We start from the raw sequence: 14,268 nt of genomic DNA, 5'->3' as shown, positions 1-14,268 counted from the left end.
AAAAAATCTAGACTACATAAGGCCGCGCCCCATTTTATTTAGTTTTCCGTCGTTTTTATACTCTTTAGAAAGCTTATCAAGAATTCCGTTTATAAAAATACTACTTTTTGGAGTACTATATTCTTTACTAATTTCTAAATATTCGTTTATCGTCACTTTCACAGGAATCGAAGGAAATTCTAAAAATTCGCATATCGCTAATTTAATAAGTATAGTGTCAATCTCTGCAATTCTATCTTTATCCCAATTTGGTGTTTTTCCCTGCATTTCTTCAGAAAGCATACCATCTTTCAGATAAGTTTTTCTAAATAAGCGAACGGCAAAATCTTCATCATCTACAGATTTAAATAACTTCGGAAGCTTATCCTCTGCATCTGCTGTTTCTTTTAGCTTCTGAAGCATTTTTACTACTGCCGTGTTAACTATCGGAAGATCGTCTAACCACGTAAGCTTCTTATCTTCAAAATAATCGTAAATCTTATCGTTAGGCGCAATTACTTTCTTAAATATCGCAATAGCAAAATCTTTATCTTCTTTAAAAGAATTATCGCGAGTTTCCATATAATCGGCAAAAGCTTCACTTTTCTTGATCTCTTCCCATAGAATAGCGATATACTCATCATCGAACTTCCAATGGTTGAGCTTGCGCTCATCGATTAACTGCTCTAGCTGCGTATTTTGCTCTAAAATTTCAAATACTGAATTCTGAACAAATTTTCTATTTGGATCTTTTTCTTCCTGGGTAGCAAGATGTTTTTGCTGGGAGCGCTCTAAAAAAGTTTGGGCATGTGCTTTAATTTCGATAAACAAACTTAGCTGAAGCAGAAAAAGATCGTACATCTCTTCCATACTTTTTAGCAGGAATTTCTCCTCGCTAGCAAGATTGTCATTTTCACTTTGGATGAATGCGTATAAGGATTGCATTACCTTAACTCGAATATGTCTTCTTGTCAACATAACTGTAAAAGAACTTTTTTAGAATTTAAAAAGGGCGAAAGATTATTCTTTCGCCCTGCAAAAATATCAATATTTTGATTCTGGCTACTTCAAACTTGATTTTTTTCTATCATCAATTCTTTGCTTCGCAATTTTAAGCGCTGCAAAATGAGTCGTCATGTCTTCCCTTGCCGCTGTTTCAAGGATTTGCAAGGTTGTATTATAAATATTTTCTGTTTTAGAGATAATTTCCTGTTTGCTGTATTTTTCCAATTCAGCATACACATTTATTATTCCTCCGGCATTAATCAGAAAATCTGGCGCATAAACGATTCCTCTTTCGCGCAAAATCTGGCCATGTTTTACCTCATCTGCTAGTTGGTTGTTTGCCGCACCTGCAACAACTTTACAGTTTAGACGATTTACAGTTTCATCGTCGATTGTAGCTCCTAAAGCACATGGTGCATAAATATCTACATGGGCGCTATAAATATCGGCTTCATCAAAAATAATTGCACCATATTTATTACGTACTTCCTGCAAACGTTCTTCGCTAATATCGGTAATATAAACTTTTGCACCGTCGTTTGTTAAATACTCTACTAAAGCTTCACCTACGTGACCTATTCCCTGTACTAATACAGTACGATCTTCAAGTTCATCTGTACCAAACTTATATTTAGCTGCTGCTTTAATTCCCATAAACACGCCATAAGCAGTAACTGGTGAAGGATTTCCTGTCCCTCCTCTTTCTTCAGAAATTCCCGCAACATAAGGAGTTACATCTCTTACAATATCCATATCTGAAGTTTCCATACCAACATCTTCAGCTGTGATATATTTTCCGCTAAGAGAATCTACATATTGCCCAAATCTTCTCATTAACTCTGGAGTCTTTTGAGTTTTTGCATCTCCCATAATTACCGCCTTACCACCACCAAGGTTTAAACCGGTAATTGCGCTCTTAAATGTCATCCCACGAGATAAACGTAATACATCATTTAATGCCTCCCATTCGCTGGTATAATTCCACATTCTTGTACCACCAAGCGCCGGTCCCAAAACTGTATTATGAATACCTATTATTGCTTTTAATCCTGTATCTTTGTCGTTACAAAATACAACCTGTTCATGATTATCGAACGAAAGCTGTCCAAACACTGGTGCAGCTTTTTTAAGTTCTTTAGCATTTAAAACATCAACTTGCATAATTTGCGGGTTTTTAAAATTAATGTCATTTTTGAATTTCATAAAAATGACGCTGCAAAAATAAGAATATTTTAATTTAACATCATTAAATAATGGTTAAAATATCATATTCTTAAAAATTAGAGATCTATTTTAAGGATGAAACATTTAAGAACACTCAATAAATTCTTTCTAAAATACAAGTGGAAATTGCTAATCGGATTGGTGGTTACGATTATTTCGAGAATTTTCGGGCTATATTTTATTCCACTTGTTGGTAATTCTACCGATGCTATCGAGCAATATGTTAATGGTGAACTTACCAATTATGATACGTTAAAAGCAGAGCTTGTTAAGAATATTTTATTGCTGGTTGGTTCTACCCTAATTTCTGCGTTTTTTACTTTTTTAATGCGACAGACTTTTATCGTAGTTTCCAGACATATTGAGTACGATCTTAAAAACGTGGTTTTTAAACATTATCAGGAATTATCGCTTAATTTCTATAAGAAAAATCGTACCGGAGATTTAATGAACCGGATAAGTGAAGATGTTACCAAAGTAAGGATGTACCTGGGGCCTGCTATAATGTATACGGTAACTACACTTACCTCTACCATCGTAGTATTAATCTTTATGATACAGGCTGCACCTATTTTAACGTTGTACACGGTGATTCCTCTGCCAATACTATCGTTTGCCATTTACAAACTTAGTATTTCAATCCAAAAACGCAGTACAGTTGTTCAGCAGTATTTATCTAAACTTAACACCTTTACACAGGAAAGTTTTAGCGGAATTGCGGTTATTAAATCGTATGGACTCGAGCAGCAAACCGATGATAATTTTACCGATCTTTCTAATACCAGCCGAGATAAAAATATTGATCTTGTAAAAGTTCAGGCATTTTTCTTTCCGTTAATGGTATTACTTATAGGTATTAGTAATGTACTTGTAATTTATATCGGCGGGAGACAATATATTACAGGACAAATTGATAATCTTGGTATTATAGTAGAATTCTTACTGTACGTAAATATGCTTACCTGGCCGGTAGCTTCTATTGGATGGGTGACGTCTTTAGTTAAACAAGCCGAAGCTTCACAAGAACGTATAAACGAATTTTTAGACAGCGAACCCGAAATTAAAAATCACAAAGAAACCGAGGATGAAATATTGGGTAAAATAAACTTTAAAAATGTGACCTTTACCTACGACGACACAAATATTACCGCTTTAAAGAATATTTCTTTTGAAGTAAATCAAGGAGAAACTTTAGCGATTATTGGTAAAACAGGTTCTGGTAAATCTACGGTACTCGATCTTATTGGTCGCCTGTATGATGTAGATGAAGGAGCTATTGAAGTAGATGGCAAAAATGTTCAGAATTTAAACTTAGATAATCTAAGACGCAGTATTGGTTATGTACCGCAAGATGCTTTCCTATTTAGTGATTCTATCGGTAATAATATCAAGTTCGGAAAAACAGATGCTACCGACCAGGAAGTTGTGAAAGCTGCAAAAACGGCTTCTGTTCACAAAAACATAGAAGGATTTAGCAAAGGATACGAAACGGTACTTGGCGAACGAGGGATCACCTTATCTGGAGGACAAAAACAGCGAGTTTCCATCGCTAGAGCTATTATTCAGGATCCACAAATTTTGTTATTTGACGATTGCCTTTCAGCCGTAGATACGGAAACCGAAGAAGCAATACTTAACAATCTATTTCAGATTTCAAGAGAAAAAACGACCATTATCGTTAGTCACAGGATTTCTTCAGCAAAAAATGCCGACCGAATAATTATCCTAGAAGATGGCGAAATTTTGGAACAGGGCACACATGATGAGCTAATTAAAAAAGAAGGTTATTATAAAGAACTGTACGCAAAACAGTTAAATGAGAAAGAAATGTGAAAATTACTTGTAAAATGTTAATTTTTTTTAGATTTTTGAAGGCAACTTTACTAAACCATTTAAAGAATTTTATTTTATGAGCGACAAGGGATTGATGGAGAAAGAAGAAATATTCTCTAAAGTATTAAGAGCAGGAAGAAGAACTTATTTCTTTGATGTTAGAGCGACTCGTGCCAACGACTACTACCTAACCATTACAGAAAGTAAGAAATTCACTAATGATGATGGATCTTTCTATTACAAGAAACACAAAATCTACCTTTACAAAGAAGATTTTGCAGGATTCAATGAAATTCTTCAAGAAATGACAGATTTTATTCTTGATGAAAAAGGCGAAGAAGTAATTAGTGAGCGCCACCAGAAAGACTTTAAACCAACTTACGAAGGTACTGGTGCTGTAGAAGCAAAAGCTGCTCCCGAGAATTTTACAGATGTTAGCTTTGACGATATTTAAAAAAAGTTTCTATAAATTACAAACCGCTTCCTAACCAGAGGCGGTTTTTTTGTTTCATACCTCAAACCAAATAACATTATGAGAAGAGTTATTACACTTTTATTAATTATTTTCTCTATTGCTTCGCAGGCACAGGACTTCGATACCTTAACACTCGATTACTATTTGCCAAAAAATATTACTTACAATCCTACAATCCCCAAACCTCAGGATGTGATAGGTTTTGTACCTGGCCAATGGCATGTTAGCCACGACAGATTGGTGAATTACATGAAAAAACTTGCTGAAGTATCCCCACGCATTAGCTTAGAAAATCGTGGCACCACTTACGAAGGCAGACCTTTATTGTTGTTAACCATATCTTCGGAAGAGAATATTAAAAACATAGATCAAATTCGCCAAAATCATAAAGCTTTAGTGGAAGCAGGATCTGAAGATATTAATACTGAAGATATGCCGATTATAGTGAATCAGGGATTTTCGATTCATGGGAATGAACCCAGCGGCACCAATGCTGCTTTGGTTGCTGCTTATCATTTGGCTGCGGCTGAAGGCGAAGAGATTCAAGAATTATTGGAAAACACCATTATTCTTTTTGATCCCTCTTTTAATCCAGATGGTCTGCAACGTTTTGCCTACTGGGCAAATACCAATCGTAGTGCAAATATTAATGCAGATCCACAAGATCGCGAATACAACGAAGTTTGGCCTGGTGGGCGTACCAACCATTATTGGTTCGATCTTAACCGAGATTGGTTGCCAGCACAATTGCCAGAATCTAGAGCGAGAATCAAAACATTTCACGATTGGTATCCTAACATTTTAACCGATCATCACGAGATGGGCTCTAATGCTTCATTTTTCTTTCAACCGGGAATTCCATCAAGAACACATCCATTAACACCAGATTTAAACCAGGAATTAACTCGGGAAATAGGAAATTATCATGCCGAAGCTTTTGACAAATTAGGAAGTTTTTATTTTACTGAAGAAAGCTATGATGATTTTTACTACGGAAAAGGCTCTACATTCCCAGACATCAACGGAAGTATCGGAATCTTATTCGAGCAGGCTAGTTCTCGTGGCCATGCTCAGGAAACCGATAACGGAATTTTGACTTTTCCTTTCACCATTAGAAACCAATTTACCGCAGCACTTTCTACTTTAAAAGCAGCCAAAAACATGCGAGTAAAATTGTTGAATTATCAGCGTGATTTTTATAAAAACGCCAGAAATTCTGCCGGTAAAGGAGCCTGGGCTTTTGGTAGCAGTAAAGATGCAAATTCAGCTTACTACTTAGCTGAAATTATGAAAAGACACCAAATTGAAATTCATCCTGTAACAGAAGAATTTACCGAGAACGGAAAAACCTACAAACCAGGTTCTTCTTATATCATTCCAAAAAATCAACGTCAGCATCGATTGGTACAAGCCATGTTCGAAAAAAGAACCAGTTTTAAGGATAGCTTATTCTACGATATCTCAGCTTGGACATTTCCTTTAGCTTTCAATGTAGATTATACCGAAGATGCTTCTTTAACAAATGCAGGAAAAAGAATCACTGAATTAGAAAAACCAGCGATTCCTTCCGTAGAAAAAAGCGATTACGCTTACGTTATGGAATGGCACGATTATAATGCGCCAAAGGCGTTAAATATGGTCTTAAATAAAGGATTACGAGCCAAAGTAGCGATGCAGGAATTTGGAACAAAAAATAAGCAATATGACTACGGAAGTATTATGATTCCGGTTCAGAACCAGAAACTTAATAAAGAAGAGCTTTTCGATTTTATCAAAAACGTTGCTGAATCTTCTAATATTGAAATTGATGCGGTTGGTACAGGATTAACTTCAGGAATTAATTTAGGAAGTCGATTTTTCCTTCCGTTAGAAAATCAGGAAATCGCGCTTTTAGTTGGTGAAGGTGTTACTCCTTATGATGCCGGAGAAATTTGGCATTTATTCGATCAACGCTACGATATTAAAGTTACAAAATTGAATACTCGTAATTTTGGAAGGGCAGATCTTAGCCGTTACACCGATATTATTTTAGTGAATAGTTGGGGGGCTGCATTAGGCGAAAGTGACACTGAAAAATTAAAAACCTGGATCAAAAACGGCGGAACTTTAATCGCTTACAGAAATGCTGCTAGATTCTTAAATGCTAATAAACTTTTGGATTTAGAAATTAAAACTAATGATCTTGAAGCAAAAAACGTAAGCTTTGAGCAACGTCGTGATTTTTATGGAGCACAGGGAATTGGTGGAGCTATTTTTAAAGCAAAGTTAGATCGTTCTCACCCTATCGCTTTTGGTTATACCAGCGATCATTTAGCTTTATTTAGAAATACCACTACTTTTATCGAAGCAGATGATCAAAGCTATAATAATCCCATCCAGTATACTAACGATCCCTTATTGAGTGGATATATTAGCGAAGAAAAAAATGAGGAAATCAAAAACACCGTTCCATTCAAAAAAGGAAGCCTTGGCAGAGGAAACGTAATTTATTTTACAGACAACACCAATTTTAGAGCTTTTTGGTACGGAACCAATAAGTTACTTATGAATGCAATTTTCTTTGGTGATCATATGTAATAGAATTAGAATACTGAAAATTAAAATTAGATAAAAAAGGGGGCTATATTTCGATAGTTCCCTTTTTATTTTTTTACCGTAACTCGTAATTCGGATTTAATTTTTTGTTTTATTTAAAACAAACTTCCTCGCTATTTATGCATTTCTCTTTATCTTGCGCTCAATTTAAAAGTCTTCTTAGCACTTATTAAACCAACTGAAAACTACCCAATCTAAGTAGTGTATGAGTAAATTTAAGATTTTAAAATACCTAAGAAGGTTTTCTTTTTGGCTAAGCTTTTTTGCGGTAGTTGCTGTTATTTTCGATTTAGGTTTTTCGCACGATAAATTTATTCAGGTTGAAATTAGGACATTTTATTTTATTGCGCTTCTCTTAGGAATACCTTCAATTGCTATAAGATATTTTATCTCTAACGAAATATTTGATAAAAAAGTTAAGGTTTTCGATACCGTTATTTTCAGTCTCTTTAGTTTGCTTGCCCTTGCTCAAGTTAATTTTATACGAGAAAATATCATTTTCTTTGAGTTCTTTAATAAAATGGGATGGATCTATCTGGTTCTTATCGTTTATTTTGTCCGGGAACTTTCGCGATTTGAATTGAAAATAAACCGCAAAGACATCAATCCTGCGCAACTTTTCATATTAAGCTTTTTGATACTAATTATATTGGGTACTCTTTGCCTTATGTTGCCAAAGGCTACTCATGATGGAATTTCTTTTCTTGACGCATTATTTACATCTACCAGTGCTGTATGCGTTACGGGATTAATTGTTGTAGACACAGGTAGCTATTTTACCCTTTTTGGACAAACGATTCTTTTAATTTTGATACAGCTAGGCGGACTGGGAATTATGACTTTCGCTAGCTACTTTAGTTACTTTTTTCGAGGAAGCACTTCTTACGAAAATCAATTAATGATGAAAAACGTAACCGATTCTGAAACTATTGGTGAAGTTTTTTCTGCTTTAAAAAAGATCTTATTTATAACTTTTATATTCGAGTTTATTGGCGCTGTATTTATTTATTTCAGTCTGGATCCAAAATTATTTGATACTATAGGAGATCGTATTTTCTTCTCGATTTTTCATACAATATCAGGATTCTGTAATGCTGGTTTCTCTACTTTAGAATATAGTTTATATCAACCAGAATATCGCCTAAACTTTCCGCTACATATCATTCTTGCAGTACTGTTTATTTTAGGTGGTTTAGGATTTCCAATTGTTTTAAATATCTACAAATTCGGAAAATATTTTGTGAAAAAGAATTTCCTACGTTTACAACGACCAGATCAACCGGTAAATATGCCCTGGGTTTTAAATTTAAATTCAAGAATCGTGCTAGTTACCACAGCTGTGTTGTTAGTAGGCGGAATGGTATTTTTCATGTTTTTTGAATACAATAATACCTTAAAAGATTATAATTTCTTTGGAAAATTAGCAGCCTCATTTTTTGGATCTTCCACTCCCAGAACTGCCGGTTTTAACTCTGTAGACATGGGCGCACTTAATTTCTCTACCATTATGGTTATTATGTTTTTAATGTGGGTTGGAGCCTCGCCAGGATCTACAGGTGGTGGTATAAAGACTAGTACCATAGCTATTGCAACTCTTAATTTCCTGAGTTTGGCAAAAGGAAAAGATCGTGTAGAAGTCTATAACCGGGAAATTGCAAATAACTCATTACGTAGAGCTTTTGCTATAATGAGCTTATCGATGCTTTTTGTTGGTTTCGCTATTTTATTAATTTCTTATTTCGATCCTGAAATGCACCTTTTGGACGTCGCTTTCGAATGTATATCGGCATATAGTACCGTGGGATTAAGCTTAGGGATTACCGGAAGCTTTTCCAGCGCTTCAAAAATAGTATTGGTAGCAACCATGTTTGCCGGCCGAGTAAGCATGCTTACTATCATGGCAGCATTTCTTTCCGACGTTAAACACTTAAATTACAAATACCCTACAGAGGAAGTTTTAATTAACTAATAACATTATGAAATATATCATTATTGGATTAGGAAACTTTGGTTCATCTTTAGCTCAAAAGCTAACCGCACTAAATAATGAAGTTATTGGCGTAGATCTGCGCATGGATCGTATAGAGGCCATTAAAGATAAGATTACGCATGCTATTAATCTTGACGGAACAGATTCTGCTGCAGTATCCAATTTACCAATAAGAGATACAGATGTGGTTGTAATAGCTATAGGCGAAAATAAGGGCGCCAATGTTATGGCCACTGCATTGATGAAAAAGCTGAATGTTAAAAGACTTATTAGCCGGGCACAGCAAGGTTTGCAGGAAATGGTTCTTGAAGCTATGGGCGTAGATGAAATTATACATCCTGAAGAAGAAACTGCCGAACGTTGGGCTAAGAAACTAAACATGCGTGGTGTAATAGATAGTTTTGAGCTTAACGAAGATTACGGTATTATCGAAATTCAGGTGCCTAAACAATACGACAATAAGATGTTGAAAGATATTCGTTTTAGGGAAGATTATAATTTGATAATTCTTACAACAATGAAAATCACCGAAGGCAAAAACGACCTTGGTGCACCTAAAAAAATCACCAATATCAAAGGAGTTGCTTCAGCAGAGACCAAATTATATAAAGATGATATTATGGTGATCTACGGCAACAAAAAAGACATGAGAAAACTTTTAGAAGATCAAGAGAAAAACGAGAGAAATCTATAAGCTTATTAGCCAATTCTTAGTCCATTCTCTACATGCAAACCGGGTTCGATTAATGTGATGTCATTATGATCGCCAACGGCGCCCATAACCAAACACTCACTCATAAAATTTGCAATTTGCTTATCAGGAAAATTAACCACAGCAACAACCTGCTTTCCCATTAAGTCTTGTGGTTTGTAGTTAGTGGTGATTTGGGCAGAAGTCTTTTTAAAACCAATATGTTTTCCAAAATCGATTTTCAATTTATAGGCTGGTTTTCTAGCCTCGGGAAATTCTATAACTTCAATAATAGTCCCTACTCGCATTTCCACTTTCTCAAAGTCTCTCCAACTTATTTCCATAGCATTTGTATTTCTCTCGAAATTTAAATATTCTAGAGTACAAATTTGTAAATTTAAAGTAAAAAATATGGCACGTACACCATCAAATATGCTGGACCTTGGAACAAAAGCGCCAGCCTTCGAATTACATGATACCGTAACCGATAAAACATTCGATTTAGAAGCGCTGAAAGGCCCCAAGGGGACTTTAATAATGTTTATCTGTAATCACTGCCCCTTTGTTAAGCATGTAAACAAAGAAATCACGAAACTAGGTGAAGAATATCAGGGAAAAGGATTCGGAATCGTAGCAATTTCCAGCAACGATGTAGAAAACTATCCACAAGACGGTCCTGAATTAATGAAACAAAATGCTAAAGATGAAGGTTATACTTTCCCGTATTTATATGATGAAGATCAAAGTGTAGCCAAAGCTTACGATGCGGCTTGTACACCAGATTTTTTTCTTTTCGACGAGAATTTAGAACTCGCTTATCGCGGCCAGTTAGATGATTCTAGACCAGGAAATGAAAAACCTGTTACAGGGAAAGATCTAAGAAATGCAATGGAAGCCATCCTTGCAGGTAGAGCAGTTTCTGAAGATCAAAAACCAAGCATTGGTTGTAATATTAAATGGAAGCAGGCTTAAATTTCTAAACGAAAAAGAACCAAAATTAACTAGCCCTCTATTAAATATCAAGCCTAGGTTAAATTTTTCATAAATCATCTTTATCCTATCGACTTAATAGGTTATTTAATTGAATTTTCTTTAATTTTGAATTCAAATTAAAAAAGATCAGATTATGAGCAATATAAAATTAGGGGATACAGCGCCAAATTTTGACGCGGAAACCACAGAAGGCAAAATCAACTTTTACGATTACTTAGGTGATAGTTGGGGAATCTTATTTTCTCACCCTTCAGATTATACGCCAGTTTGTACAACCGAGTTGGGAACAGTGGCAAATTATAAAGCTGAATTTGATAAGCGAAATACAAAACCCATTGCTTTAAGTATTGATGATTTAGAATCGCATAAAGGTTGGGTTAAAGATATCGAAGAAACTCAGGAAGTTAAGCTTAATTATCCAATTATAGCGGATGAAGATAAAAATGTATCAAGCCTTTATGGGATGATTCATCCTAACGAAGATAATAAAGCTACCGTAAGATCTGTTTTCATTATCGATCCAGACAAAAAAGTAAAGTTAACGCTCACTTATCCACCAAGTACTGGTAGAAATTTTGAAGAAATCTTACGTGTAATCGATTCGTTACAATTAACTGCATATCACAAAGTAGCCACTCCAGCGAACTGGAAACATGGTGAAGATGTTGTTATTAGTCCGGCAGTTTCTAATGAAGATGCTAAAGGCCTTTTTCCTAAAGGGTATAAAGAAGTAAAACCATACTTAAGAATGACTCCACAACCAAATTTGGACTAATTTTTAGGAATCTGAAATAAAAAAAGCTGCTCGATCGAGCAGCTTTTTTTTTATGCTTATGTATATACTATTTAACATCCATCAATTCTACATCAAAAACCAGCGTAGCGTTTGGAGGAATTACACCACCTGCACCACGTTCACCATAACCAAGATGAGAAGGAATAACAAATCTTGCCTGGTCGCCAACCTTTAGCTTTAATATACCTTCATCCCAACCAGCGATTACGTGCCCTACTCCAACAGGAAATTCAAGAGGTTGATTTCTTTTGTAAGAAGAATCGAAAACAGTACCATCTGCTAAACGACCTTTGTAGTGTACCAAAACGGTTTTTCCTTTTTCTGCTTTTATACCATCTCCTTCTTTTTCGATTTTAAAACGTAAACCGCTTTCAGTTTTTTCGAAACCTTGTGCTAATTCACCAATCAATTCTTCCTGTTGCTTTTTAGCTGCTGCTTCACGTTCTGCCTTTGCACCATTAAATTGGCGAAAGCTTTCGACAGCATTCCAGTTCTTAGCATCTTCGCCTTCACGAATAATTTCTAATTTTTCTATTTTATCGCCCTGCGCAATTTTATCTACGATATCCTGTCCTTCTACTACACTTCCAAAAACAGTATGTTTCCCGTCTAACCAAGGAGTTTCTACATGCGTAATAAAAAACTGACTTCCGTTAGTTCCAGGACCTGCATTTGCCATTGATAATTTTCCAGGAGCATCATGCTTAAGTTCTGGATGGATTTCATCTTCAAATTTGTATCCAGGACCACCAACACCAGTTCCCTGAGGATCTCCTCCCTGCACCATAAAATCAGGAATTACACGGTGAAATTTCAATCCATCGTAATATGGCGTTCCTTGTGGTTTTGCTCCGTTTTCTAAATTACCTTCAGCAAGACCAACAAAATTTCCTACCGTACCTGGAGTTTTTTCATATTCTAATGCTACTAAAATTTCACCTTTAGTGGTATGAAACTTAGCGTATATTCCGTTATCCATTTTTTTCTTTTTAATTTCAGCAAAGATAATGTTTTCTATTTTTTTAAAATACTTTTTCTCCGCCTACGTAAGTTCCTATAACTTTTATGTCTGGAATTTCAGTTACATCAACTTCCATAATGTTCTCATTTAGGATTATAAAATCGGCAAACTTACCCTTTTCTATACTCCCCTTTTCATTTTCTTCAAAATTGGCATAAGCAGCCCAGATGGTCATCCCCTTTAAAGTTTCTTCACGACTTAATGCTTCTTCAATCATAAAACCATCCTCAGGATAATTATCGATATCTTTTCTTGCTACGGAAGCATAAAAAGTTAGAAACGGACTCACCTTCTCTACCGGAAAATCTGTTCCTAAAGCTACTAATCCTGCCTTATTCAATAATTTTTTATAGGCATAAGCACCTTCTTTTAAGCGATCTTCACCCAGTCGATCTTCTGCCCAATACATATCGCTAGTTGCATGTGTTGGTTGTACTGAAGGAATTATATTTTTGCTGAAATATTTAAAATCATCCTCATCAATAATTTGTGCATGCTCTACTCGCCATCTTCTGTCAGCTTCATTTTTCAATAAAGAGTCATAAGTTTTTAAAACTACATAATTTGCTGAATCTCCAATGGCGTGTGTATTTAATTGATATTTAGAGTTGGCTACTCGAGCTGCTACTTTTTTAAAATCTTCAATAGGAGAAAGTAACGCTCCAAAATGACCGTGACGATCGCTATATTCCTCCTTTAAAGCTGCCCCACGCGACCCTAACGCTCCATCTCCATAAAATTTAACCGAACGTACATTCAAACGATCAGATTTATATGGCTCTTTATCCAGATAATAGTTCAGGTTCTCTTCAGTATTGCTAATCATCGCATAGATTCTCATTTTAAAATCATCATGCTTTTGCAAGCTATCCATAAGTTCTATAACATCACGATCTATACCCGCATCTACAACTGTAGTTAAGCCATATTCAAAACACATTTTTTGCGCGGTTAGAAGTGCTAGCGCTATGTCTTCTAAACTAGGTTCTGGTTGCGCATCAAAAATTAACTGCATGGGGTTATCTACTATAATCCCGGTTAATTCACCATTTTTCTGTTCGATATCACCACCTTCAAAAGTAGTTTCTTTAGTAATCCCTGCTTTGTCTAAAGCTGCCTGATTCACTAAAAGCGCATGGCCATCTATTCGGCTTATAGCGATAGGCGTATCCGGGAACAATCGATCTAAAGTATCCTTGGTTGGAAATTCTTTATTCTCCCAATCGTTTTGGTCCCAACCGCCACCGGTTATGAAATCTTTTCCATTTTTTTGCTGAAATTCAACAATTCTCGCTACTACATCTTCAAATCTTTTAGTACCAACCAGATTGACCATTTGCTGCTGAAGACCCAATCGATAAAAATGTGCATGTGCATCTATAAAACCGGGATATACCGCTTTTCCTTCTGCATCTACTGTTTTCTGAGCTACGTATCCTGAAGTAATTTCTGAAGTAGTTCCAATAGCTTCAAACTTGCCATCTTTCACTGCAAAAGCTTCAGCAATAGAAAAACCTTCATCAACAGTATATATTTTTGCATTAGTTACAATCAAATCTACTTTCTGTTTAGAATTACAGGAATAAAGGCCAATTGCTAATATTAAAATTGTAAAAAATTTATGCATAGTTTAATTTTAGATAAATGTAAAAATAAAAAATGCACC

At 35.4% G+C, this 14,268-nt stretch carries 12 protein-coding genes; 7 read left to right on the top strand and 5 right to left on the bottom strand.

Features of this window, described 5'->3' with window-relative positions; genetic code table 11:
• Window positions 1–12 precede the first annotated feature (12 nt).
• Together PBT91_RS04055 and PBT91_RS04050 are read right to left on the bottom strand one after the other, a co-directional pair.
• Window positions 13–957, bottom strand: coding sequence for a transcription antitermination protein NusB (locus PBT91_RS04055; RefSeq protein WP_270060508.1), 945 nt, complete (start codon window positions 955–957; stop codon window positions 13–15).
• An 84-nt stretch (window positions 958–1,041) separates the two neighbouring features.
• Window positions 1,042–2,145 (bottom strand): Glu/Leu/Phe/Val family dehydrogenase, encoded by a 1,104-nt coding sequence (locus PBT91_RS04050; RefSeq protein ID WP_270060507.1) that lies wholly within the window; start codon window positions 2,143–2,145, stop codon window positions 1,042–1,044.
• 138 nt (window positions 2,146–2,283) lie between these two features.
• On the opposite strand from PBT91_RS04050, the gene PBT91_RS04045 reads away from it, so the two are divergent.
• The 5 genes from PBT91_RS04045 to PBT91_RS04025 all read left to right on the top strand — a co-directional run bounded on the left by PBT91_RS04045 (window position 2,284) and on the right by PBT91_RS04025 (window position 9,795).
• Window positions 2,284–4,041: an ABC transporter ATP-binding protein gene (locus PBT91_RS04045; protein WP_270060506.1), complete on the top strand. Its 1,758-nt coding sequence runs from the start codon at window positions 2,284–2,286 to the stop codon at window positions 4,039–4,041.
• 76 nt (window positions 4,042–4,117) lie between these two features.
• Window positions 4,118–4,495, top strand: a complete 378-nt coding sequence (locus PBT91_RS04040; protein WP_270060505.1) for a PUR family DNA/RNA-binding protein — start codon at window positions 4,118–4,120, stop codon at window positions 4,493–4,495.
• Between the two features lie 78 nt (window positions 4,496–4,573).
• Complete coding sequence (locus PBT91_RS04035) at window positions 4,574–7,093, top strand: M14 metallopeptidase family protein (protein WP_270060504.1); 2,520 nt, start codon at window positions 4,574–4,576, stop codon at window positions 7,091–7,093.
• A gap of 223 nt (window positions 7,094–7,316) precedes the next feature.
• Window positions 7,317–9,080 (top strand): TrkH family potassium uptake protein, encoded by a 1,764-nt coding sequence (locus PBT91_RS04030; RefSeq protein WP_270060503.1) that lies wholly within the window; start codon window positions 7,317–7,319, stop codon window positions 9,078–9,080.
• A gap of 7 nt (window positions 9,081–9,087) precedes the next feature.
• Entirely contained in the window at window positions 9,088–9,795 is a 708-nt protein-coding gene (locus PBT91_RS04025) for a potassium channel family protein (protein WP_270060502.1), read from the top strand.
• A gap of 5 nt (window positions 9,796–9,800) precedes the next feature.
• Here the strand turns inward: PBT91_RS04025 and PBT91_RS04020 are convergent, their stop codons facing one another.
• Window positions 9,801–10,136 carry a tRNA-binding protein gene (locus PBT91_RS04020; RefSeq protein WP_270060501.1) on the bottom strand — a complete coding sequence of 112 codons (336 nt, stop codon included), beginning with the start codon at window positions 10,134–10,136 and terminating at the stop codon, window positions 9,801–9,803.
• A 67-nt stretch (window positions 10,137–10,203) separates the two neighbouring features.
• Here PBT91_RS04020 and PBT91_RS04015 point away from each other — a divergent pair, with 67 nt between their 5' ends.
• Window positions 10,204–10,764, top strand: a complete 561-nt coding sequence (locus PBT91_RS04015) for a thioredoxin family protein (RefSeq protein ID WP_270060500.1) — start codon at window positions 10,204–10,206, stop codon at window positions 10,762–10,764.
• Between the two features lie 154 nt (window positions 10,765–10,918).
• Complete coding sequence (locus tag PBT91_RS04010; RefSeq protein WP_270060499.1) at window positions 10,919–11,560, top strand: peroxiredoxin; 642 nt, start codon at window positions 10,919–10,921, stop codon at window positions 11,558–11,560.
• Between the two features lie 67 nt (window positions 11,561–11,627).
• Here the strand turns inward: PBT91_RS04010 and PBT91_RS04005 are convergent, their stop codons facing one another.
• Complete coding sequence (locus PBT91_RS04005) at window positions 11,628–12,560, bottom strand: peptidylprolyl isomerase (RefSeq protein ID WP_270060498.1); 933 nt, start codon at window positions 12,558–12,560, stop codon at window positions 11,628–11,630.
• Between the two features lie 43 nt (window positions 12,561–12,603).
• Entirely contained in the window at window positions 12,604–14,229 is a 1,626-nt protein-coding gene (locus tag PBT91_RS04000) for an amidohydrolase (RefSeq protein WP_270060497.1), read from the bottom strand.
• Between the last annotated feature and the right edge of the window lie 39 nt (window positions 14,230–14,268).

Source organism: Zunongwangia sp. HGR-M22 (genome assembly GCF_027594425.1).
Taxonomy (GTDB): Bacteria; Bacteroidota; Bacteroidia; order Flavobacteriales; family Flavobacteriaceae; genus Zunongwangia.
Note: the sequence above shows the minus strand (reverse complement) of the source record. Positions and strands in the feature narration are given on the sequence as shown.

Bases quoted from the DNA above. Each gene is read 5' to 3' on its own strand.
- PBT91_RS04035 (WP_270060504.1), top strand. From the start codon at position 4,574: ATGAGAAGAGTTATTACACTTTTATTAATTATTTTCTCTATTGCTTCG.
- PBT91_RS04010 (WP_270060499.1), top strand. From the start codon at position 10,919: ATGAGCAATATAAAATTAGGGGATACAGCGCCAAATTTTGACGCGGAA.
- PBT91_RS04025 (WP_270060502.1), top strand. From the start codon at position 9,088: ATGAAATATATCATTATTGGATTAGGAAACTTTGGTTCATCTTTAGCT.
- PBT91_RS04000 (WP_270060497.1), bottom strand. From the start codon at position 14,229: ATGCATAAATTTTTTACAATTTTAATATTAGCAATTGGCCTTTATTCC.
- PBT91_RS04045 (WP_270060506.1), top strand. From the start codon at position 2,284: ATGAAACATTTAAGAACACTCAATAAATTCTTTCTAAAATACAAGTGG.
- PBT91_RS04015 (WP_270060500.1), top strand. From the start codon at position 10,204: ATGGCACGTACACCATCAAATATGCTGGACCTTGGAACAAAAGCGCCA.
- PBT91_RS04050 (WP_270060507.1), bottom strand. From the start codon at position 2,145: ATGCAAGTTGATGTTTTAAATGCTAAAGAACTTAAAAAAGCTGCACCA.
- PBT91_RS04055 (WP_270060508.1), bottom strand. From the start codon at position 957: ATGTTGACAAGAAGACATATTCGAGTTAAGGTAATGCAATCCTTATAC.
- PBT91_RS04020 (WP_270060501.1), bottom strand. From the start codon at position 10,136: ATGGAAATAAGTTGGAGAGACTTTGAGAAAGTGGAAATGCGAGTAGGG.
- PBT91_RS04030 (WP_270060503.1), top strand. From the start codon at position 7,317: ATGAGTAAATTTAAGATTTTAAAATACCTAAGAAGGTTTTCTTTTTGG.
- PBT91_RS04005 (WP_270060498.1), bottom strand. From the start codon at position 12,560: ATGGATAACGGAATATACGCTAAGTTTCATACCACTAAAGGTGAAATT.
- PBT91_RS04040 (WP_270060505.1), top strand. From the start codon at position 4,118: ATGAGCGACAAGGGATTGATGGAGAAAGAAGAAATATTCTCTAAAGTA.